A 20,427-nucleotide genomic window follows, 5' to 3' on the forward strand; every position below is an offset into this window, starting at 1 on the left:
ATGCAGATTAGATCCAGGCTGACTTACCAGTTTACCTACCTCGTATCTGCGATTTTATTCGTATCCTATTTTGTCATCTATATCTTCACACAAGAAAATTACAAGGACAAATTTTATAGTCGTTTACGCCAAAAAGCAAACACAACCGCCCAATTATTGGTCAATGTGAACCAAGTGGATTCCAAACTAATGGGAATCATCGGGCAAACAAACCGCGATTTACTGTACCGGGAGAGTATTTTAGTGTATGATTTGTGTAACGAGCGTATTTATGCATCGCATGACAGCATTAATTTGCATATCGATGTGGATTTAATCAAACAGGTACGCCAAAAACAAGAAATCCACTTCCAAAGAGAGGATATTGAGGTCTTAGGAACCGTTTTTGCCACGCCGCAAGGTCGCTTGGTCGTTTTTGCCGGTGCTGTAGATCAATATTCGGCTGAGAATGCCAAAGATCTAAAGAACATTCTAATTGCCTTATTTCTCTTATTTATCCTCATTGTGGTGCTTTCAGGCTGGTTTTTTGCCGGTCAAGCAGTGAATCCAATTTCAGAAGTAATCCAACAAGTTGATAAACTATCACCCAAACGTCTCGAAGAACGCCTTAAATCGCCTGATTTTGAGGATGAAATAGGGAAGATGGTGTCTACGGTCAATCGACTGCTAGAACGCATTGAAAACGCCTTTAAATTGCAAAAAACATTTATTGCAAACGTTTCCCACGAATTAAAAAATCCATTGACTAAAATTTCGTCTCAACTAGAGGTGAGTCTTTTAAAAGAAAGAGAGTCAAGTGATTATAGAAAAACGATCAGTTCGGTGCTAGAAGACACACAAGAATTAGCGGCTATCACTGAATCCTTATTAGAATTAAACAAATTAAGCCTGACAGATACTCAGGCTGGGTTTAATGAATGGAGAATTGATGAAATCCTTTGGGAAGCTAGAAGTTTAACCCAAAAGTTAAATTCAGCCTACAAGGTCAGCATCGATACGCAACACATGCCAGAAGATGAAGAAATGCTTCTAGTAAAGGGAGATGACAAACTCATCTTAACAGCCTTAAAGAATTTAATGGAAAATGCTTGCAAATTCAGCCCCACAAAATCAGCCCAAGTGAGCTTCAAGAATTCCGGCAAAAGCATTCAAATTTTCGTTAAAAACGAAGGAAAAGGCATTCCAGCGAACGATTTACCGTATATTTTCCAACCGTTCTTTAGAGGCGAAAATACGGCATCCTCTAAGGGATATGGCATTGGATTATCCTTGGTTGAGCGTATCATTCAATTGCACAATGGCCAAATTTCGGTGGTTTCTGTACCGGATTCGTACACGGAGTTTACGGTGACGTTTCACGTCAGTAGTTAGTAAGACAGTATCCAGTAGACAGTAGACAGTAGTCAGGAAATAGAGTATAGAGTATAGATTATAGAGTAGAAATGAAGCACCATACTGATTACCGACTACTGATTACTAGCTACTGATTACTGGATACTGATTACCGACTACTGATTACTGGATACTGATTACCGACTACTGGCTACTGATTACTGGCTGCTGATTACTGGCTACTGATTTGTTATATAATTTATATTATGTTAAATAAAAAATAAAGCGTAAGAAAAGGGCCACCTATTTCTATGCAGCCCTTTCCTTGTTTTAAATTGACTAGCGACTTATTTTTATTTCTCTAGCTCAGCTAGTTTCGCTTCGTTTTTCAATTCGCGATATACCTGCTTTAAGATTTCTTTCAAGTCTTCGTCTTTCTTCAATTGGTAACCTTTTTCGAAATAAGGTAAAGCCTCGTTGTATTTAACCGCTAGTTTAGCTTCTAAATCCTTACCAGTCTTCTTGTATTCATTCATATCCATACCATTCACTTGACGCTTAATTTCTTGAGCATCATTATAGTAATAAGCTCCCATTTGATATAATGCGTCATAATTAGTAGCATCAATTTCTAAAGCCTTTAAATAGTAATTAGGCAAAGTTGCCCGAATTTCCTTCACTTTAGCTGATAATTCATCGATTCTAGCCTTGTTTGCAGCCGCATCCCCTGCTGCACTTGCTGCAGCAGCTTTCTCCTCTTGAATACCTTTCAATACATCCGATAACTCTTTTACCTTAGTTTCAAGGCTCGCAACTTGGTTGTTTACAGATGCCTTAGCTTTCGGAGTTGTAGCTGTCTTCAACTTTGCTTTTGTACGCTTCACTTCATCTTGGAAAGCAGATATTTGGTCATTTTGTGCCGTTAATCGACGATCCACTTCTTGAACTTTAGTTAATTTGTCTTGAACCTTTCTAATTTCATCAGTAAGACCAGAAACTCTATTTTCGTATAAAAGACCTAAGTTTAACCAAGAAATTCCATCCTTAGGATCGTCAATCGTAGTTTTAGTTAATTGGGTGATTGCTTGATCAACCCGATTAAAGGCGATTAACATGTTGAACTTCTCCCCTTTTAAATCTTTGTTTGTAGGATAAAGACCTATGGCTTTGTCAATAATAGCCAATGATTTATCTTCATCCTTGTTGCTTTTGTAGATTTGAGACAAACCGTAAAGAATGGCTAAATCCTTTCCTCCTATGGCCATATACTTCTCATATGCCACAATAGCAATTTTATCTTCGTGACATAATTGAGCAGTTACACCCGTATACATGGCTGAAATAGTATCATTAGGAGCCACTTCAGATGCTTTAGCCATATAACGAAGTGAACCCCGGTAATCTTTACCTTGGTACTTAATAACACCCATATTTAAGAAAGCATTAGAAAATTTCTTTTCTACCATCATTTGGTCTACTTCTTTCGCAACCGTTCCTTTTTTACCGTCTTTTGTATCTAATTTTGTTGCCTCATTTGCAAATTCAAATGCTTGAAATGCAGCCTCTGGATTAGTTAAGGTAAAAGTGGAGTCAGGAAATAAGGCTAAGTCTAAATAAGCTTGAGAGCGAGTTAACCATAATCTAGCTTTGGTAGGTGCTTTCTTGACATCTTCGTCAGATTTCTTCATTGCTTCGTTGATGCTCTTCTTTTGTGCTTCAACTAAAGCTTTTTCTGCTTGGCCAAATGAAGCATTCATCGCCAAAGCCACCGTAAATAGGGATAAAAGTAGTTTTTTCATTGTTATATTAAATTAAAAAAAAGCCCGTACTCACGTACGGGCTATTAAAATTATTCTTCAGTTACTTCTTCTGATGTTTCAGATGTATTCTCCTCCCCTCCTTCTGGAGCTTCAGTTTCTGTGTTAGATGACTCTACGCCTTCTACAATAACCACATCCTCACCGTCTAAAACCTCTACCTCTTCTGGTTCAGGCTCTTTTTCAATCTTGGTTACGGATGAAATCTCATCTGATTCATTTTTCAAACGAATTAATTTAACTCCCTGCGTATTACGTCCCATCACGCGCAATTCTGCAACGCTAGAGCGGATTAAGATACCCGCTTTGGTTATAATCATCAAGTCATTATTATCATTCACTTCCTTGATAGCGACTAAATTACCTGTTTTCTCCGTGATATTCAAGGCTTTAACCCCTTTACCACCGCGGTTAGTTAAACGGTAATCTTCTACTTCAGAACGTTTTCCAAAACCTTTCTCAGAAACCACTAGCAATTGCTGAACCGCTGGATCAGAAACGCAAACCATTCCTACTACTTTCTCCGTAGGAATCTTTTCGTCGATCCAAATACCTTTCACACCAGCTGCTGAACGTCCCATTGGGCGAACACGCGTCTCTTCGAAACGAACAGAACGACCTGTATTCGTCGCAATAACGATTTGGTTATTGCCATTAGTTAAGGCTACGTCTAATAATCGATCCCCTTCGCGAATAGTAATTGCAATGATACCGTTTTGGCGAGGACGAGAATACGCTTCTAAGGAAGTTTTCTTAATCGTACCATCTTCTGTACACATCACAATGAAGTTATTATCAATGTAATCCGGATCTGTGATCGACTTCACGTTGATAACAGCTCTGATGGTATCTCCATTTTCGATATTCATCAAGTTTTGGATAGGACGACCTTTGGAAATTTTAGATCCCTCTGGAACCGCGTAAACGCGTAACCAGAAACATTTACCTCTTTCAGTGAAGAACAATAACCAGTTGTGCATCGTCGCTGAGAACAAATGCTCTGTATAATCATCATCTTTCGTCACTACGGCACGAGATCCTACGCCACCTCTCGTTTGAGAACGGTATTCTGAGATCGGTGTACGCTTAATATAACCTTGAGCAGAAACAGTGATTAACATCTCATCATCCGCAATCATATCTTCCACAGAGAATTCCTCGTCCGTCATGTTGATTTGCGTTCTACGCTCATCGCCATAACGTTGTTTCATGTCTGTTAATTCATCTTTGATAATCTGTAGTTGACGATCAGGTTTGGCCAAAATATCTTCCAAATCATCGATCAACTTCATAATCTCCGCAAACTCATTCATGATCTTCTCCCGCTCCATACCGGTTAAGCGTTGTAAACGCATCTCCAGGATAGCCTTCGATTGAAGATCTGATAAGTTGAATTTAGACATTAAGCCTTCTTGAGCCGCATTCGGATCTTTCGACTCACGGATTAATTTAATCACTGCATCTAGATTATCTAGCGCAATCATAAATCCTTCCAAAATATGTGCACGCTTACGTGCTTCACGCAAATCGTATTGTGTACGACGTACGATAATCTCATTTCTATGCTCTACGAAGTGATGAATCAAGTCCTTTAGATTCAACATCATCGGGCGACCTTTCACTAAAGCAACGTTATTCACCGAGAACGATGATTGTAGAGCTGAATGCTTGTACAGGTTATTCAATACCACATTCGCCACCGCATCGCGTTTCAAATCGAAAACGATTCGCATTCCTTGACGATCTGACTCATCACGAATCTCAGAAATACCATCGATTCTCTTATCGTTCACTAAATCAGCACATTGCTTAATTAGTGTCGCCTTGTTAACCATGTACGGAATTTCAGAAATAATGATCTGCTCTTTCCCTGTTTTAGACGTATCAAAAGTCGCGTTACCACGAACCACAATACGACCTCTACCTGTCTCAAATGCATTGCGAATACCTTGAACACCATAAATGGTTCCTCCCGTGGGGAAATCTGGTGCCTTAATATATTGCATCAATTCAAGGATGGTAATATCGCGGTTATCAATATACGCGGCAATTCCATCTACCACCTCGTTTAGGTTATGAGGCGCCATATTCGTCGCCATACCTACTGCGATACCTGACGTACCGTTCAATAATAGATTAGGAATTTTTGCAGGTAAAACCGTGGGCTCTTCCAAGGAATCATCGAAGTTCGGTTGAAAATCAACCGTTTCTTTGTTCAAATCAGAAAGCAACTCATCCGCAATACGCTTCAAACGAGCCTCCGTATAACGCATCGCTGCAGGAGAATCACCATCGACGGAACCAAAGTTTCCTTGGCCATCCACTAATGGATAACGTAAAGACCAATCTTGGGCCATACGTACCATCGTATCATATACAGATGAATCACCGTGTGGGTGATACTTTCCGAGTACTTCCCCGACAATACGAGCAGATTTCTTGTAGGATTTGTTGTAATTAACCCCCAGTTCCTCCATTCCGAATAATACCCTTCTGTGAACTGGTTTCAACCCATCACGTACATCTGGAAGCGCACGAGACACAATTACTGACATCGAATAATCGATGTACGCCCCTTTCATTTCATCTTCGATGTTGATAGGGATAACATTGGTTTGTAATGACATAAATAATGTTTTGATTCAAGGGAATGACACCGCCAAAAGCAGTATTTTTCAATAGAACAAATATCTTAAATTCTACCTATTTTTCCAAAAAAAATGAGGCTAAAATGAGGGGATTATTTTTTTTGCACGGAAGATTCTCGTACGATCAATTTTGTCTTTAAAACTTCCACTCTAGGGACCGGATTATCGGTTTTATGCTCGATCTGTTCTAGCAATAATTCCACAGATAATCGTCCTATTTCTTCCAAAGGTTGTGAAATCGAAGAAATCGTAGGCGAAATTAAAGAACAAATAGGTTCGTTATTAAAACTCACCATTTTTACCTCGTCAGGAACAGATATATTTAACTCTCTCAAGGCAATTAAAACACCGATCGCTAAACGATCAGAAACGACTAAAATTCCATCCGGTCTATTTACTTCCTTCATCAACTGATGCGTCTTTGAAATCGCTGAATCCTGGAAGTAATCACTATGTATAATTAAATTAGCATCTGCCTGAATCCCCGCTTCTTCTAAAGCACGCAAATAACCTAATCGACGTTGATTACTTACTGACACATTTATAGGGCCAGCTAAGAAGGCAATGCGCTTACAATCATTTTCAATCAGGTGCTTCACAGCCTCATAGGCAGACTGTTCATTATCCACCATAACCTTAGAGGCATCAATTTCGTCACTATCCCTGTCGAAAAACACTAAGGGAATTCCCCTTCTTTGCAGGCGAGTCAAATGATCAAAATTAACTGTCTCACGAGACAAGGAGATGATAATTCCCTCCACTTGTGAACGAGACAGGTTCTGAATGTTCGTTAGTTCTCGCTCAAATGATTCCTGAGTTTGGGCAATTAAAAGAGAATATCCAGCCGCTATGGCGGCATCTTCTACTGCTTTTACCACCGTAGAAAAAAAATAATAACCTAAGTCTGGGACAATTAAACCTAAAGTTTTGGTCTTAGATTTAACTAAACTAGATGCGAGGACATTAGGTTGATAATCTAGCTCTTTGGCCAAATCCAAAACCATTTTCTTCGTATCTGGATGAATATCCGGTAGATCACGTAAAGCCCTAGATACGGTCGCAACTGAGACTCCCAGCTGTTTAGCAATATCTTTAATGGTGACTTGGTGACGCATAAAATAGGTTTATTCAATCCAAATTTACACAATAAAACTATACGAAAATTAATCGAGGCGATAAACGACAGTGCTTCTGCCACTAGATAAACCCATAGGTGGGTTTTCTTTAGAAATTTGCACTAAAATAGAGACTTCTGTTGAAAGATCAGCTTGAATCTGCTTAGCAATATTCTCCGCGACTGTCTCTAATAAATCGACCGGTTTAGCCATTACTCTTTTGCAAATGGCGAAAATATGCGAGTAATCAATCGTATTAGCTATATCATCCGAAAAATTAGGCTCTGAATCCGATTCAACTACTACATCTAAGGTATACCAATTCCCTAAAATTCGCTCTTCAGGATACAATCCGTGAAAGGCAAAAATTCGAATATCATCGATAGAAACCTGGTAATTCGCCATGTTAAATTTTAATTGATCTCCCCTACTTTTCCACGAGGTCCTGATGATTTTGCATAAGCCTCTAAAACCCTGTTTAAAGTAGGTAAACCGTCATCTGTAACGGTATCAAGGCTTACTTTAGGCTTAGGTCCGCGTTTGGCTGCCGGCTTAGTGGTTTGAGCTACAGGGGGCTTTGCCTTTGGCTTAGGGCCTCTTTTAGCAGGTGCGGCCATGGGTTTAGCTTTAATGACAGGTTTCGCCTTGACTACCTTTGGTTTCGGAGCTGGTTTCGCTTTTGCTGTTTTCGGTTTATTTTTCACCCCCGGCTTGCGACCTCTTTTAGAGACTGGTGCTGGATTTGATTCAATTGATGTAGGCGGATTAATTACAGGCGATGTAGCCCATTGAGCAATAGAACCCAATGTTTGTTCTGAAATATGCTTTAATTGGGATGCAATTTCCTTCTGCGCCTCTTGTAAATTGCGCAATTGACGCTCCTGCTCTTTTAATTCTTGTCCGGCTTGTGCTAAGGTTTGCTTACGTTCGTTTTCTGTTAAGAGAGCTTGCTTTTGAGCATCTACGTCTGCTTTCTTTTTAATGGCATCTGCTTCCTTAGTGGCTTTATCCAGAATAGATTTTGACTCTCTCTCCATCTTCGCGGCAAAGTTCTGTTGACTTTCTTCCGCTAATTTTAAAGCCCTAAATAAACTGGATTCAATTTCTCTTAATCGAGTCACTTCAGCCTCTAATTCAGCTGTTTTATGATTCAATTTTGCTAAGGCGTTTTCGGTTTCGGTTTCAAAGTTTTCTACACTTTGAACGTAAGCGTCTACTTCAGAGACGTCGTAACCGCGAAAAGATTTTGAAAAGGAAGCTGCCAATGTGTTGATAGATTTAGGTATATAAATACTAAAATAGGGAAATTTTTATTGAATTTTCCAAACAGACAAATTTTTATCGTCTGATGCAGAAACTAGTAAATCATCAAATGAACTCCAAATTAGTTTATTAACCGAATTCTTATGGCCACCGTGTCTAGTTGCATCGAGGACTTTTCGTAGTTTCAAGCTGTCTGCCTCCCAAATCTTCACCGTCTTATCCATACTAGCCGTGGCAAACCAATTTCCATCAGGAGAAAATTGCAGGTCATGTATGGCATAAATATGACCCACTACCTCATTTTTCAATATAAAATCAGGGTTCCACTGCTTTATTTTGGCATCTTTCCCTACACTATACAATTCCCCTCCCCTGTTTTGGACAGAAAAAACGGATGCTTCATGCGCTAGAAAAGTGTTTAGTAATTGAAATTCAGAATTAAAAATTCGAATAAACCCATCTGAATACCCTACTGCGATTCGTTCATCAGATAAAAGCGAAAAACAACGCACACTTTTTGTACTAGCCTTAATGTGTTTAAGGACAGATTTTGAGGCCCTATCGACTACCGTAATTAACCCATCATTATGTCCAATCCAGGCGTTTGAAGCCATAAATTCAATCGAAAAAATAGATGAACCTAGCGTTGGAATTGAAAATACTTGGGTTTGATCAGCCACTCGAATCCCTTGAATACCCTGATGATTATGGCCTATCCATAAAATACCCTCTGCGTCTAATTTTAGGGCATAAATGGACCCTTCTATTTGCGCAATGACCTTTCCTAGGTCAGGTTTCGCTAAATTCCATTGCACCACCCAGCCATCCGATCCAGCGGAATAGAACAAGGAATCTAGACCTTTTTCTAGCGAAAAAATGGGGCCACGGTGTCCTGAGAAGGTGTCAATACGTTCGATTTGCAGCGTATTCAAATTATTTCCATCGATTTAGCTACAAAAATGATAATTTTACGTCCAAATATTCCCTTTTATGCCCCAAATATTTTCAAAAATAAGTTCAGCCGATTTCCAATTTATGATTTGGAAAATCGAAGAACCGCAGGCTTTTTTTGAATCCTTTCCGGCATCTTGGTCTACGCCTTCTGTGCTTAATCCTATTAAAAAACTAGAATCAACCGCTGTCAGGTATTGTCTACATCAAATGTCATCCGATTTTGAAGAGCTTGTTTTAATTCAAAATGATAGAAATCGCCCCTATTTTCAAAATTCTGACTGGCATGTAAGTTTAACCCACTCCTACCCCTATGTGGCAGCTGCTTGTTCACGTAAATTCCGAATAGGGATAGATATTGAAAAACCGGGACGGAACATCGAGAAGATTGCGCCTAGATTCTTGAGCGAAAAGGAATGGGGAAAATGGCAAAAATCGTCGAATCTATTGACTTTGGCCTGGTCTGCAAAAGAATCAGTTTATAAGGCAGTAGGAAAACCAGGTTTATCTTTTCAAAAAGAGATTGAAATAGCCGATTTTGATCATAATCCTACGAATGCTCAAATCGAAACAGGAGAGGAAATAACGCTATTTTGGAAAGAATACGCTGATTTTAGTCTAACAATTGCTCTAATCTAATAATTCGATCAGCTCTGTTAATTCATCTTTATAATTCTGCTCCCCCGCTTTTTCGTATGCCATCATCAAATTGCGAATCACACGACGGATAATCTCTAGGTTCGAACAAGGATTATAATAGATTTCATTCGGCGTTAAATTCAATTGTGCAATGTAATTATCGATATCAATCTTATTGAAAATCAAGCCTTTATTGAATACATTAATGTAAAATTGCAAGCCATTTTGCTTGTGCGTTAAAACAAAAAGATTCGGAAGATTGACGCCATATACGGGCATGCCTAGTTTTTGGGCGATCCACATATAAATGACACAAAGGCTAATGGGATTACCTTTTTTAGACGTCAAAACATTATTAATGAAGGAATTATTCGCCGCGTGAAAGTTTTTCGTGTTAGGGCCAAACTTCAATTGATCAAATATGACCGCATTCAACACCTTCACCTGATCCATGGGATGTATTTCCTCCCGCATTTGAGGCCAGACTTCATAATAAAGCTGGTCCATCTCTAATTTTAAATCATCAAAACTATAATCTGGATAGCGATAAGTGGCTAAAATCCACATTCCCTCTAATAAATCCATCCCACCAGACTCCTTCCAAATCTGCAAACGGGTCTTCACCGATTGCCATTGAAAATCGTGAATTAAGTTCTCTATTTTGGATTGTAGGAGTGGATTCAAACTGACTGATTCCCATTCAGACTCTAATACAGGAATAATAGAGGGCCCTAAGGTCCGGATTTGCTGCTCCACCATGGTCACGACTTCCTGATCAGAATCGTCTAATAAATGAATCATTGCTTTTATGGCAGCATCCGTCATAGGTAACGTATATTTTTAACAAAATTAAAGACAATTGGCCTATTTCCCCTAAATTTGTGTTTAATTCTTTTAAAATTACTAATGCAAATTTTAATAACGGGCGGCGCAGGTTTCATTGGATCACATACCTATGTGGTTTTAAAAGAACACGGTTACACGCCCATCATCGTAGACAACTTCTCTAATTCATCTAAATTAGTGATTAAAAACCTAGAAATAATCACCAAAGAAGCGGTTATTTTCGAAGAGGGGGACGTTAATGATCCCCAGACCTACGATCTATTATTTACAAAATACGATATCAAAGGAATCATCCACTTCGCCGCCTCGAAAGCGGTAGGCGAATCCGTGGAGAATCCCTTAAAATACTACAGAAACAATGTAGCATCAACCGTTTTATTACTAGAGAAAATGGCTCAATACGGCCTATCTAATCTGGTATTTTCCTCTTCTTGCACTGTTTATGGACAACCAGAAACGCTTCCAGCGACGGAAGAATCGCCTGTGCAAGCGGCTACGTCCCCTTATGGAAATTCGAAGCAAATTTGTGAAGAGATTATTCGGGACACGGTGGCAGCATCTACGAAACTTAAAGCTATTGCTTTGCGTTACTTTAACCCCATTGGAGCGCACGAATCCGCTTTAATCGGAGAATTACCCTTAGGTCCACCAGCTAATTTAATCCCTTTCTTAACTCAATCTGTGGCAGGATTACGCGGGCCATTACAGGTTTGGGGAACAGATTATCCTACTCCAGATGGAACGGCAATTCGGGACTATATACACGTAGTAGATCTAGCTGGAGCCCATGTGAAGGCATTAGCTCACTTAATTGAGGGAAAATCAGCATTGAATTACGACTTCTTTAATATAGGAACAGGCCAAGGAAGTTCGGTGATGGAAGTTATTAACGCGTTCGAGAAAGCCACCGGAAAGAAAGTTCCTTATGAAATTAGAGATCGCAGAGCTGGGGATATTACCGCAGTGTATGCCTCTACAGATAAATCTAACCAGGTTTTAGGTTGGAAAACACAGTATAGTTTAGAAAAAGCGTTGCAAGATGCCTGGAAATGGCAAGAAGCCATCATGAAATAAGATGAAGAAATTAGTTATCACCGGCGGCGCCGGATTTATTGGATCTCACGTGGTCCGTTTGTTTGTCAACAAATACCCGGAATACCAGATTTATAATTTGGATGCCTTGACCTATGCGGGCAACTTAGCGAATAATGAAGATGTGGCGTCTGCCCCTAATTACCACTTCATTAAAGCCGATATTACGGATGCTGATCATATCGATGCCCTTTTTGTAGAGCATCAATTCGATGGAGTATTGCATTTAGCGGCGGAATCGCACGTAGATCGTTCGATTACAGATCCTTTAGCCTTCGTAAAAACGAATGTAATCGGAACAGTGAATTTATTACAGGCCGCTAAGAAATACTGGGCAGGCAAAATGGAAGGAAAGCGTTTCTACCACATTTCTACCGATGAAGTATATGGAGAATTGCATGATCCGAAGGAATTCTTTTTGGAAACTACCTCCTACGACCCACGTTCACCCTATTCAGCTTCTAAAGCTAGTTCTGATCACTTCGTGCGTGCTTACCATGAGACCTATGGTTTACCTACGGTTATCACGAATTGTTCGAATAATTATGGGCCTAATCACTTCCCAGAGAAGTTAATTCCCTTAATGATTCATAATATTATTCACCATAAACCTCTTCCTGTTTACGGGAAAGGCGAAAATATACGTGATTGGTTATTTGTAATTGATCATGCACGTGCGATTGATACCGTGTTCCACGATGGTAAAATAGGTGATACCTATAACATTGGTGGATTTAATGAATGGAAAAACATCGATTTAGTGCATTTGTTGTGTAAAATCATGGACGAAAAATTAGGGCGGCCAGCAGGAACATCGGTTCAATTAATCACGTATGTAACAGACCGAGCGGGTCATGATTTACGCTATGCGATCGATTCAAATAAGATTATGAAAGAATTAGGTTGGGAACCTAGTTTGCAATTTGCGGAAGGATTAGAAAAAACAGTTAATTGGTATTTAGCGAATGAAAAATGGCTAAATGACGTCACATCAGGAGATTATCAAAAATATTACGAAAAAAACTACGCAGGACGATAAGATGAAAGGAATTATTTTAGCTGGTGGATCTGGAACAAGATTGCACCCCTTAACTTTAGCAGTTAGTAAGCAATTGATGCCGGTTTATGACAAACCGATGATCTATTATCCCTTGTCTATCTTGATGCTATCAGGCATTAAGGAGATTTTAATCATCTCTACACCGCACGACCTGCCTCATTTTGAGAAACTTTTAGGCGATGGATCCCAAATCGGTTGTCACTTCGAATATGCCGCACAACCGGAACCGAATGGATTAGCGCAGGCTTTTGTGATAGGTGAAAAATTCATAGGTAAGGATAAAGTTGCCTTGGTTTTGGGAGATAATATCTTCTATGGCTCTGGTTTAAGTAAATTATTACAAGCAAACAGCAATCCTTCCGGTGGCGTTGTTTATGCCTATTCGGTGACTGATCCGGAACGCTATGGTGTGGTGGAGTTCGATGCAGATAATAAAGTGATCTCAATCGAAGAAAAACCGACGCATCCTAAGTCTAATTATGCCGTTCCAGGCTTGTATTTCTACGATAATGACGTGGTGGAGATTGCCAAAAACATCGCCCCATCTCCCCGTGGAGAATACGAAATCACAGACGTAAACAAAGAATACTTAAAGCAAGGACGTCTTTCTGTGGGTATTTTGAACCGCGGAACCGCTTGGTTAGATACCGGAACCTTCGCTTCCTTGATGCAGGCGGGACAATTCGTTCAAGTAATCGAAGAGCGCCAAGGCATGAAGGTGGGTTGTATAGAAGAGGTAGCTTATCGCATGGGTTATATCGACAAATCTCAATTAAAGAAAATCGCAGAACCGCTTGTTAAAAGTGGATATGGGCAATACCTATTGAATTTAATCGCCTAATCGGCTTTAAAGTCCCAAAATTCCCGCTAATAAGGCTAAAGAAAATAGCAAGATGGCGGGAATTTTTGTTTTCTCTGCTAAAAGGAATGCGAGACCCACAATTCCCAGCGATATAAACTGTGCATCAACCACCAAAGGTCGCGTAAACGTAAATACAGCCACTAAAGTTAAACCCACCGATGCTGCCTGTATTCCGGCCAAAGACGCACGAATAAAGCGATATTGCTTTAATTGCCCCCAAATTCGAAACACAAAGAAGATCAAAAAGGTGCCTGGCAAAAATATCCCAATAGCTCCGATGGCGGATCCAGCCAATTCACCTAAAATTCCGTAATCTTTCATCAATAAGACACCTAAATAGGATGTCAAGGCGAAAACGGGGCCAGGTAATGTCTGCGAAAGTGCCATTCCAGTTAAAAAAGACTCCGAATCGATCAAGTGCTTAAATTCAACAAACTCGGTATATAAAACGGGCGCAAGAATATGTCCTCCTCCAAAAACAAGGGATCCATTTCGATAAAAATTCTCAAAAATTCGAATCGGGAAGTAATCCGTAAAATGCCCTAAAACTGCTAAAAAGACTAAAAATCCCCAATACAAATGAAAATTAGCCCAGGGAATGACAAATTTATGTTTGGTTTGTGGAGGGAAATCTCGGTAGTTAAACGAGGATACAATCCCTCCTAAAACTAACACCAATGGAAATATATAAGGACTTTGAAAGGCGATACCAACGAATAAAGTCACCAGTAGAATGATAACGTACATGGAACCTGTGATGACCTTTTTAGCCATATACCAACCAGCTTGTAAGATCAGGCCAATTCCAACGGGTAACACATACTGCAAAATGGAATTATTGCGTAAAAGAGACATCCCAAAAGCCGCAGCTGTCATAATCAAGACAGCAGGCGTAATCCAAGAAAGTAAGGTTAAATAAGCTAACAAAGCCCCGCCTCTTTTCAAACCGATGGCGGTGATCATTTGAGTCGAGGTAGGTCCTGGAAGAACGGAGCAGAGCGCTTGAATTTCAAACAATTCTTCTTCGCTTAAATAGCCTCGTCTTTTGACTAATCTATCTAAAAAGAGTGCGAAATGAACTTGTGGTCCACCAAAAGAGGTGCAGGCTAAAATCAAGACATCCAGCAGGAAATCCCCGTGTTTTAGCCGCATACTTATGCCTTTTTAAGTCCTAGCTCAATCAATCGCTCATTCAAAAACTCCCCTGCCGTCATATTTGTATAAATTTTAGGAAATTCAGTGGAGACGCAAGAAGGCAAGCAAGTTAAATCCATTTCAGAACGCGGATGCATGAAGAAGGGAATCGAATAACGCGAGTTGCCCATTTTCTCGCGAGCCGGATTCACTACGCGGTGGATAGTCGATTTTAACTTATGATTCGTCAAACGATCTAACATATCCCCCACATTCACCACCACCTGATCAGGTAAAGCAGTTATTGGAATCCATTTGCCATCCATTCGCAATACTTCCAATCCTTCTGCAGAGGCACCCATTAACAAGGTAATTAAGTTAATATCACCGTGTGCCGCAGCTCTCACCGCTCCTTCTGGTAAAGAATCAGGATTTAAAATTGGGAAATAATGAATCGCACGCAAAATGGAATTTCCATTTTTTACTCGAGATTCAAAATAGTCTTCTGGCAAGTTTAAATAGAGCGCAATCGCCTGTAAAAGTGCCTTCCCTGCCGTCTCAAGTGTATGATAGGCTTCGACAGTATATTGTTCGAAATTCGGATATCCTGTCGGAAAAATGTTAGCCGGGTATTCGGACCAAACCGAGTCACCATCCTCCTTTAGAGGTTGACCTACATGGTAAAACTCCTTTAAATCAGGTACAGTGAAGCCTTTAGCCGTTTCTTTTCTTTTCCCGATATAACCTCGTTGGCCTGCAATACCTTCAATTTCATAGGATTGCTTTAGCGAGTCAGGTGATTGAAAGAATTGCTCTACTTCAGAATACAAATTTGTCGTAAAGTCATTCGTCAAACCGTGTCCCTTGATGGCCACAAAACCAATAGTATTAAAGGCTGAACCTAATTCTTGTACAAATTTCGCCTTGCGACTTGCATCGCCAGATAAGAAATCCGCTAGATCCAGCGAAGGAATTTCATCTAATAACATCTTATTTACTAAAGTTAGTTGATACAAAGTCCCAGTTAACTAGGTTCCAAAACGCTGCGATATAATCCGCGCGTCTATTCATGTATTTCAAATAATACGCATGTTCCCACACATCTAAGGCTAAAATGGGCTGTCCTTTCACCTCGGCAAGATCCATCAGAGGATTATCTTGATTAGGCGTAGACGAAATCACCAATTTCCCCTCTTTTTTAATTAACCAAGCCCAGCCCGAACCAAAACGAGAGGTCGCTGCTTTCGTAAATTCAGCCTTAAAAGCATCAAATGATCCGAAATCCGTATCAATTTGCTTTGCTAGGGCAGCTGAAGGTTTCGAACCTTTGGCAGGCGCTAACACATTCCAGAAAAAACTATGATTCCAGTGTCCACCCCCATTATTACGCACCGCAACGGGCTGAGATGAAACTGAGGCTAAAATTTCCTCTATCGATTTAGTCGTTCCTGGTAAAGCCTTGTTTAAATTATCCACATAGGCTTTATGGTGGCGATCATGGTGAATTTCCATTGTTAAACGATCGATATGAGGCTCTAAAGCGTCAAAAGCATAAGGCAAAGCCGGTAAGCTAAAAGAGTCTGCCACGGGTGAAGCAAAAGAAGGCAACACCACGCCAGCTCCCGCAAGAACTATGGATTTCTGTAAAAATTCCGCACGTTTCATCGTTTATTTGGTTAAATACTATTCGTAAACTATTCATACACCACTCGACCTACTATACTTCGGCCTAGCGTAATCTCATCCGTATATTCTAAATCACCACCAATAGGAATTCCACGTGCAATCGTGGATAATTTAACGGGAAACTCCTTCAGCTTTTTAGTCAAATAAAATGCCGTCGTATCCCCTTCCATCGTAGGACTCAATCCTAAAATCACTTCTGCAACCTTCCCTGATGCTACGCGAGCTACCAAGGTTTCGATCGTTAAATCACCCGGAGAAATACCCGATAAAGGGGAAATAATCCCTCCTAGGACGTGATATAAGCCCATAAATTGACCGGTATTTTCAATCGCTAACACATCTCGTAAATCCTCCACGACACAAATAATACTCTCATCGCGTTTATGGCTGGCACAAATGCCGCATAAATCCCCATCGGAAATCATATGGCATTGCGGACAGTATTTCGTCTCTGTTCTTAATTGAACCACCGCGTGTGCTAATTGCAAAGACTGTGCTTCTGGGCGCTTCAAAAGATGTAAGGCTAATCGCAATGCCGATTTTTTACCAATTCCAGGCAGTTTAGAAATCTCTTCCACAGCCTGTTCGATCATCTTCGAAGGATAGTTATTCATCATACGCTTGCTTCAATTTCTGCTGAAATTCCTCTACGGCAAATCTCATTGCGCATGGACACTAATTCATCAAATCCACCCGTTTTTACGCCACATTTCCCTCTAAAATGTATCTGTAAAGTACATTGCTCCGCTTGCTGTGGCGTATGTTCACATACCTCAATTAACGTCAAAATCACATATTCAAAGGAATTTACTTCATCATTATAGACAATCAGTTGATGGGCTTCGCTCACCTCTTCCTCTACAAGGGTAGAAGTTTCTTCTTGCCATTTTTCCTGATTTTGAAAAGAAAAAGGTAGACGATAAATACTATCTACACAGAATTCCATATTTTTGATGAATTTGAAATCAAATTTAAAAAAAAATCCGTTCCAAACCTTATGTCTGTACAATTAGCTGGAGGAATTCTTGCCCTCTATTTTGGACTGCTATTAGCGATCTCCTATTTTACCTCGAGAGGCGCTGATACCCATGCCTTTTTTACAGCCAATCGCGAGTCCCCTTGGTGGCTTGTAGCCTTTGGAATGATCGGAACATCGATATCTGGTTTAACTTTCATTTCTGTTCCTGGAGCCGTAGGGAAAACCTATTTCACCTATTATCAAGTCATTTTAGGCCATTCTTTGGGTTATTTAACCATCGCATTGGTACTAATGCCCCTATATTATCGACTTAATTTGATTTCTATTTACGGTTATTTAGAAAAGCGCTTCGGATTTTGGTCCTATAAGACAGGATCTGCCTTCTTTTTATTGTCTCGAACCATTGGTTCTGCAGCGCGATTGTATTTAGCGGTGAATGTGTTACAAATAGCCATCTTCGCCCCTATCGGCGTGCCCTTCGTTGTGACCGTTTTCGTTTCGATCTTCTTAATTTGGCTTTATACGCACCGTGGAGGGGTTAAAACGATTATTTGGACAGATACGTTACAGACGCTTTTCTTATTAGTAGCGCTCTTTATTACGATTGTTTTAGTGGGCCAAAAAATGGACATGAGCATCCCTGATATGATTCAGCAGGTAAGCGCAAGCAAATACTCTCACCTGTTTGAGTGGGATTGGAAGAACCCCCATTTCTTCGGAAAAGACTTCTTAGCGGGCGTATTTATTGCGATTGTAATGACGGGTTTAGACCAGGATTTAATGCAAAAAAACCTGACTTGTAAGTCGATCAGCGAAGCGCAGAAAAACATGTTCTGGTTCTACTGGGTGCTGCTTTTTATCAATATCTTGTTCCTATCCTTAGGCGCCTTATTATACATATATACGGCTTCAAAAGGAATTGCAGTACCCACGAAAACAGATGAATTATATCCTATGTTAGCTTTAGGTGGAGAATTTGGGACACTAGCCGCTGTAACTTTCTTATTAGGGATTATTGCGGCGTCTTATGCGAGTTCTGATTCAGCGTTAACGGCTTTGACGACGTCTTTCTGTATTGATTTTTTAAGCATCGAAAAGTTCAAGGAGAAAAAGCAGCAAAGCATGAAACATTGGGTTCACATCGGATTCTCTGCCTTGTTTTTTGTCGTAATTGGCCTATTTCACATTTTCAACACCTCTGAATTAATCGCCGCCGTATTTAACCTCGCAGGCTATACCTATGGGCCCTTATTAGGCTTGTTTTCGTTTGGTCTATTTACTAAATTCGCCATTCGAGATAAATGGGTGCCTATTGTGTGCGTTCTTTCACCCATCATCACCTTTGTACTAGAAACTCAGGCGCAGAGCTTATTCGGTGGCTTTGGATTCGCTAAATTGATCTTAAATGGGGCGATTTGCTTTGTGATGTTGTGGTTGATTCGGGACAAAAAATCAGAATCGGTAAGCGTTGCGTAGCGCAAAATAAATGACATTTTTACCGGAACCAGACTCTTTTAAATAGTCTCCAGCCCTGCAAAAGCCAAATTCAAATTGTGTAAACAAATGAGGGGCAGTATTATAATTAAAATCAAGGGAATAAATAGAACAGAGATCTTTTAAGTTTGAAGTTTTTCCATTTTCAACCGGGCGCAAAGTCGACATATTAGGGGTATAAATACCGTCAGCTTCACTAATTCGATTAACAAGAGAGGCGCGCGCGGTAACAAACCATTTTGTGCCTTTTTGGAACCTCAAATAAGGACTCACATTAAACGTATTGGTAATATTTAGAGCGACAGTTTGACCGAATGGAGGTCTTGCAAATAACGTATTAAACGTATTTAACTCTGAATCTGTTGCCGATTTATCTCCAGGCACATAGTTTCCACCGATTCCCAAAAATAGATGAGGCTTTAGCTGATAATTTGTATCCCAAACCAGCATCCAAGACCGAATAGCTAACTCTTTAAAGGTTCCCCATTGGTAAGCAAGCTCCAGTTCATAATTGAATAATTTAGGAGAGGAATAGATTCGAAATCCACCCGTATTCCTATTTTCTAATCCATTTTTTAAGATGTAGGACCGCTGTGAACTAGTGAAATTGAAATAAAAAGCGTCTAGATTTATATATTTAGGCATTACTTGTTTCGTCACATAAATCCCCCCGATACGTTCATCCATCAAACCATCATCGAAAGTACCCAAATTCATTTTCACCGGATTTAGGTAAAACAGTACCGCTCTAACCTTCTTTGAATGATAGGTTGCCTCAGCTCCCAAGAATGATTGCCTGTTATTAGGCCCTTCGCGGGAGGCAATAAATCGCTCCTGTCCGAATTGCATTTCTTGTTTTCCTACTCTCAGGATTAGATTTTGATGAAATTTATATTCCCCAAAAATTTGGTGTATTGACAACATATTTTGTTCCACTTGGGACAAAATCGGATTAGGATTCCAAAAACGAACCGTATTATTTAACTGCGTAAAAATCCGAAATTGAGAATTAACGTTTAAATCCGCATGTAATAACCACCTGTGAAGCCATTGATGAGGACTTTCTTCCGTAAAGTTGGCAGGCAATTGGCCAAAATTTGCCTGCGTATAGTTCTGATATTGTTCTCTCCATTCTCCCCCCACACTGACATTTATGCCTGAAAAAAGAGGTATAAATTTCAATTTTTCATCCCAGGATTTCTGCAGTGTATCCGACAATAAATAGTCGAAATTGTCCTCAGCGCGCAGTCTCGCTATATGCTGAGCTGAAGAAGAAAACACAATGAGGCTGAAAAAAATATATACTAACTTATTCAAAGGCTAAATAATAGATTCGATTAACAAAAGAACTCATTTTAAAACAAAAAAACCACACGCGACGTGTGGTTTTTTGCCTACCGATTAATCCCGTACGGTAGAGTTTAATCCTTTCCTACCCTATTTAATTCGTATCAAAACCAATCCAGATAAATCTATTTTTATTTTTTGATTTTTGAAACTTATTAAAAT

General features: G+C 39.9%; 19 protein-coding genes. 6 read left to right on the top strand and 13 right to left on the bottom strand.

Annotated features, from left to right (window positions below):
* On the top strand, positions 1-1,371 hold the full coding sequence (locus ACST13_RS08535) for a sensor histidine kinase (protein WP_459522770.1): 1,371 nt from the start codon (positions 1-3) through the stop codon (positions 1,369-1,371).
* 314 nt (positions 1,372-1,685) lie between these two features.
* Here the strand turns inward: ACST13_RS08535 and ACST13_RS08540 are convergent, their stop codons facing one another.
* The 6 genes from ACST13_RS08540 to ACST13_RS08565 all read right to left on the bottom strand — a co-directional run bounded on the left by ACST13_RS08540 (position 1,686) and on the right by ACST13_RS08565 (position 9,107).
* On the bottom strand, positions 1,686-3,131 hold the full coding sequence (locus ACST13_RS08540; protein WP_459522771.1) for a tetratricopeptide repeat protein: 1,446 nt from the start codon (positions 3,129-3,131) through the stop codon (positions 1,686-1,688).
* Positions 3,132-3,181: 50 nt separating this feature from the next.
* On the bottom strand, positions 3,182-5,776 hold the full coding sequence (gene gyrA, locus ACST13_RS08545) for a DNA gyrase subunit A (protein ID WP_459522772.1): 2,595 nt from the start codon (positions 5,774-5,776) through the stop codon (positions 3,182-3,184).
* 113 nt (positions 5,777-5,889) lie between these two features.
* Positions 5,890-6,912 carry a LacI family DNA-binding transcriptional regulator gene (locus ACST13_RS08550; protein WP_459522773.1) on the bottom strand — a complete coding sequence of 341 codons (1,023 nt, stop codon included), beginning with the start codon at positions 6,910-6,912 and terminating at the stop codon, positions 5,890-5,892.
* Positions 6,913-6,960: 48 nt separating this feature from the next.
* Positions 6,961-7,317: a dihydroneopterin aldolase gene (gene folB / locus ACST13_RS08555; protein ID WP_459522774.1), complete on the bottom strand. Its 357-nt coding sequence runs from the start codon at positions 7,315-7,317 to the stop codon at positions 6,961-6,963.
* An 8-nt stretch (positions 7,318-7,325) separates the two neighbouring features.
* Entirely contained in the window at positions 7,326-8,177 is an 852-nt protein-coding gene (locus ACST13_RS08560) for a DivIVA domain-containing protein (RefSeq protein WP_459522775.1), read from the bottom strand.
* Positions 8,178-8,222: 45 nt separating this feature from the next.
* Positions 8,223-9,107 carry a WD40 repeat domain-containing protein gene (locus ACST13_RS08565; RefSeq protein ID WP_459522776.1) on the bottom strand — a complete coding sequence of 295 codons (885 nt, stop codon included), beginning with the start codon at positions 9,105-9,107 and terminating at the stop codon, positions 8,223-8,225.
* Positions 9,108-9,210: 103 nt separating this feature from the next.
* On the opposite strand from ACST13_RS08565, the gene ACST13_RS08570 reads away from it, so the two are divergent.
* A complete protein-coding gene (locus ACST13_RS08570) occupies positions 9,211-9,765 on the top strand; it encodes a 4'-phosphopantetheinyl transferase family protein (RefSeq protein WP_459522777.1) in 555 nt (184 codons plus the stop codon).
* Here the strand turns inward: ACST13_RS08570 and ACST13_RS08575 are convergent.
* Positions 9,757-10,590 (bottom strand): transglutaminase-like domain-containing protein, encoded by an 834-nt coding sequence (locus ACST13_RS08575; protein WP_459522778.1) that lies wholly within the window; start codon positions 10,588-10,590, stop codon positions 9,757-9,759. The two genes, ACST13_RS08570 and ACST13_RS08575, sit on opposite strands and share 9 nt — an antisense overlap.
* Positions 10,591-10,671: 81 nt before the next feature.
* Between ACST13_RS08575 and galE the strand changes: the two genes are divergently transcribed.
* Genes galE through rfbA form a run of 3 tightly spaced genes read left to right on the top strand, consistent with a single transcriptional unit; the run spans position 10,672 to position 13,604 of the window.
* Positions 10,672-11,685: a UDP-glucose 4-epimerase GalE gene (gene galE / locus ACST13_RS08580; RefSeq protein WP_459522779.1), complete on the top strand. Its 1,014-nt coding sequence runs from the start codon at positions 10,672-10,674 to the stop codon at positions 11,683-11,685.
* A 1-nt stretch (position 11,686) separates the two neighbouring features.
* On the top strand, positions 11,687-12,742 hold the full coding sequence (gene rfbB / locus ACST13_RS08585) for a dTDP-glucose 4,6-dehydratase (protein ID WP_459522780.1): 1,056 nt from the start codon (positions 11,687-11,689) through the stop codon (positions 12,740-12,742).
* Position 12,743: 1 nt separating this feature from the next.
* Positions 12,744-13,604 (top strand): glucose-1-phosphate thymidylyltransferase RfbA, encoded by an 861-nt coding sequence (rfbA, locus tag ACST13_RS08590; protein WP_459522798.1) that lies wholly within the window; start codon positions 12,744-12,746, stop codon positions 13,602-13,604.
* A gap of 6 nt (positions 13,605-13,610) precedes the next feature.
* Here the strand turns inward: rfbA and chrA are convergent, their stop codons facing one another.
* From chrA to ACST13_RS08615, 5 genes are read right to left on the bottom strand one after another with little or no spacing between them, the layout of a single operon-like run.
* Positions 13,611-14,777, bottom strand: a complete 1,167-nt coding sequence (chrA, locus tag ACST13_RS08595) for a chromate efflux transporter (RefSeq protein ID WP_459522781.1) — start codon at positions 14,775-14,777, stop codon at positions 13,611-13,613.
* Between the two features lie 2 nt (positions 14,778-14,779).
* Positions 14,780-15,748 carry an isopenicillin N synthase family dioxygenase gene (locus ACST13_RS08600; RefSeq protein ID WP_459522799.1) on the bottom strand — a complete coding sequence of 323 codons (969 nt, stop codon included), beginning with the start codon at positions 15,746-15,748 and terminating at the stop codon, positions 14,780-14,782.
* A 1-nt stretch (position 15,749) separates the two neighbouring features.
* Positions 15,750-16,424, bottom strand: a complete 675-nt coding sequence (locus ACST13_RS08605; protein WP_459522782.1) for a superoxide dismutase — start codon at positions 16,422-16,424, stop codon at positions 15,750-15,752.
* Between the two features lie 29 nt (positions 16,425-16,453).
* Positions 16,454-17,062 (bottom strand): recombination mediator RecR, encoded by a 609-nt coding sequence (gene recR, locus ACST13_RS08610; RefSeq protein WP_459522783.1) that lies wholly within the window; start codon positions 17,060-17,062, stop codon positions 16,454-16,456.
* Complete coding sequence (locus ACST13_RS08615) at positions 17,059-17,391, bottom strand: ATP-dependent Clp protease adaptor ClpS (RefSeq protein WP_459522784.1); 333 nt, start codon at positions 17,389-17,391, stop codon at positions 17,059-17,061. The genes recR and ACST13_RS08615 overlap by 4 nt, the downstream gene beginning before the upstream one ends.
* A gap of 51 nt (positions 17,392-17,442) precedes the next feature.
* Between ACST13_RS08615 and ACST13_RS08620 the strand changes: the two genes are divergently transcribed.
* Positions 17,443-18,900, top strand: coding sequence for a sodium:solute symporter (locus ACST13_RS08620; RefSeq protein ID WP_459522785.1), 1,458 nt, complete (start codon positions 17,443-17,445; stop codon positions 18,898-18,900).
* Here ACST13_RS08620 and ACST13_RS08625 read toward each other — a convergent pair.
* Positions 18,877-20,235, bottom strand: a complete 1,359-nt coding sequence (locus tag ACST13_RS08625; protein WP_459522786.1) for an alginate export family protein — start codon at positions 20,233-20,235, stop codon at positions 18,877-18,879. The genes ACST13_RS08620 and ACST13_RS08625 overlap by 24 nt on opposite strands.
* Positions 20,236-20,427: the final 192 nt, after the last annotated feature.

Source organism: Aquirufa sp. A-Brett2-W8 (genome assembly GCF_054558755.1).

Excerpts from the sequence above, each read along its gene's own strand:
- ACST13_RS08535 (WP_459522770.1), top strand. The coding sequence starts at position 1 with ATGCAGATTAGATCCAGGCTGACTTACCAGTTTACCTACCTCGTATCT.
- ACST13_RS08540 (WP_459522771.1), bottom strand. The coding sequence starts at position 3,131 with ATGAAAAAACTACTTTTATCCCTATTTACGGTGGCTTTGGCGATGAAT.
- gyrA (WP_459522772.1), bottom strand. The coding sequence starts at position 5,776 with ATGTCATTACAAACCAATGTTATCCCTATCAACATCGAAGATGAAATG.
- ACST13_RS08550 (WP_459522773.1), bottom strand. The coding sequence starts at position 6,912 with ATGCGTCACCAAGTCACCATTAAAGATATTGCTAAACAGCTGGGAGTC.
- folB (WP_459522774.1), bottom strand. The coding sequence starts at position 7,317 with ATGGCGAATTACCAGGTTTCTATCGATGATATTCGAATTTTTGCCTTT.
- ACST13_RS08570 (WP_459522777.1), top strand. The coding sequence starts at position 9,211 with ATGATTTGGAAAATCGAAGAACCGCAGGCTTTTTTTGAATCCTTTCCG.
- ACST13_RS08575 (WP_459522778.1), bottom strand. The coding sequence starts at position 10,590 with ATGACGGATGCTGCCATAAAAGCAATGATTCATTTATTAGACGATTCT.
- galE (WP_459522779.1), top strand. The coding sequence starts at position 10,672 with ATGCAAATTTTAATAACGGGCGGCGCAGGTTTCATTGGATCACATACC.
- rfbB (WP_459522780.1), top strand. The coding sequence starts at position 11,687 with ATGAAGAAATTAGTTATCACCGGCGGCGCCGGATTTATTGGATCTCAC.
- rfbA (WP_459522798.1), top strand. The coding sequence starts at position 12,744 with ATGAAAGGAATTATTTTAGCTGGTGGATCTGGAACAAGATTGCACCCC.
- chrA (WP_459522781.1), bottom strand. The coding sequence starts at position 14,777 with ATGCGGCTAAAACACGGGGATTTCCTGCTGGATGTCTTGATTTTAGCC.
- ACST13_RS08600 (WP_459522799.1), bottom strand. The coding sequence starts at position 15,748 with ATGTTATTAGATGAAATTCCTTCGCTGGATCTAGCGGATTTCTTATCT.
- ACST13_RS08605 (WP_459522782.1), bottom strand. The coding sequence starts at position 16,424 with ATGAAACGTGCGGAATTTTTACAGAAATCCATAGTTCTTGCGGGAGCT.
- recR (WP_459522783.1), bottom strand. The coding sequence starts at position 17,062 with ATGATGAATAACTATCCTTCGAAGATGATCGAACAGGCTGTGGAAGAG.
- ACST13_RS08615 (WP_459522784.1), bottom strand. The coding sequence starts at position 17,391 with ATGGAATTCTGTGTAGATAGTATTTATCGTCTACCTTTTTCTTTTCAA.
- ACST13_RS08620 (WP_459522785.1), top strand. The coding sequence starts at position 17,443 with ATGTCTGTACAATTAGCTGGAGGAATTCTTGCCCTCTATTTTGGACTG.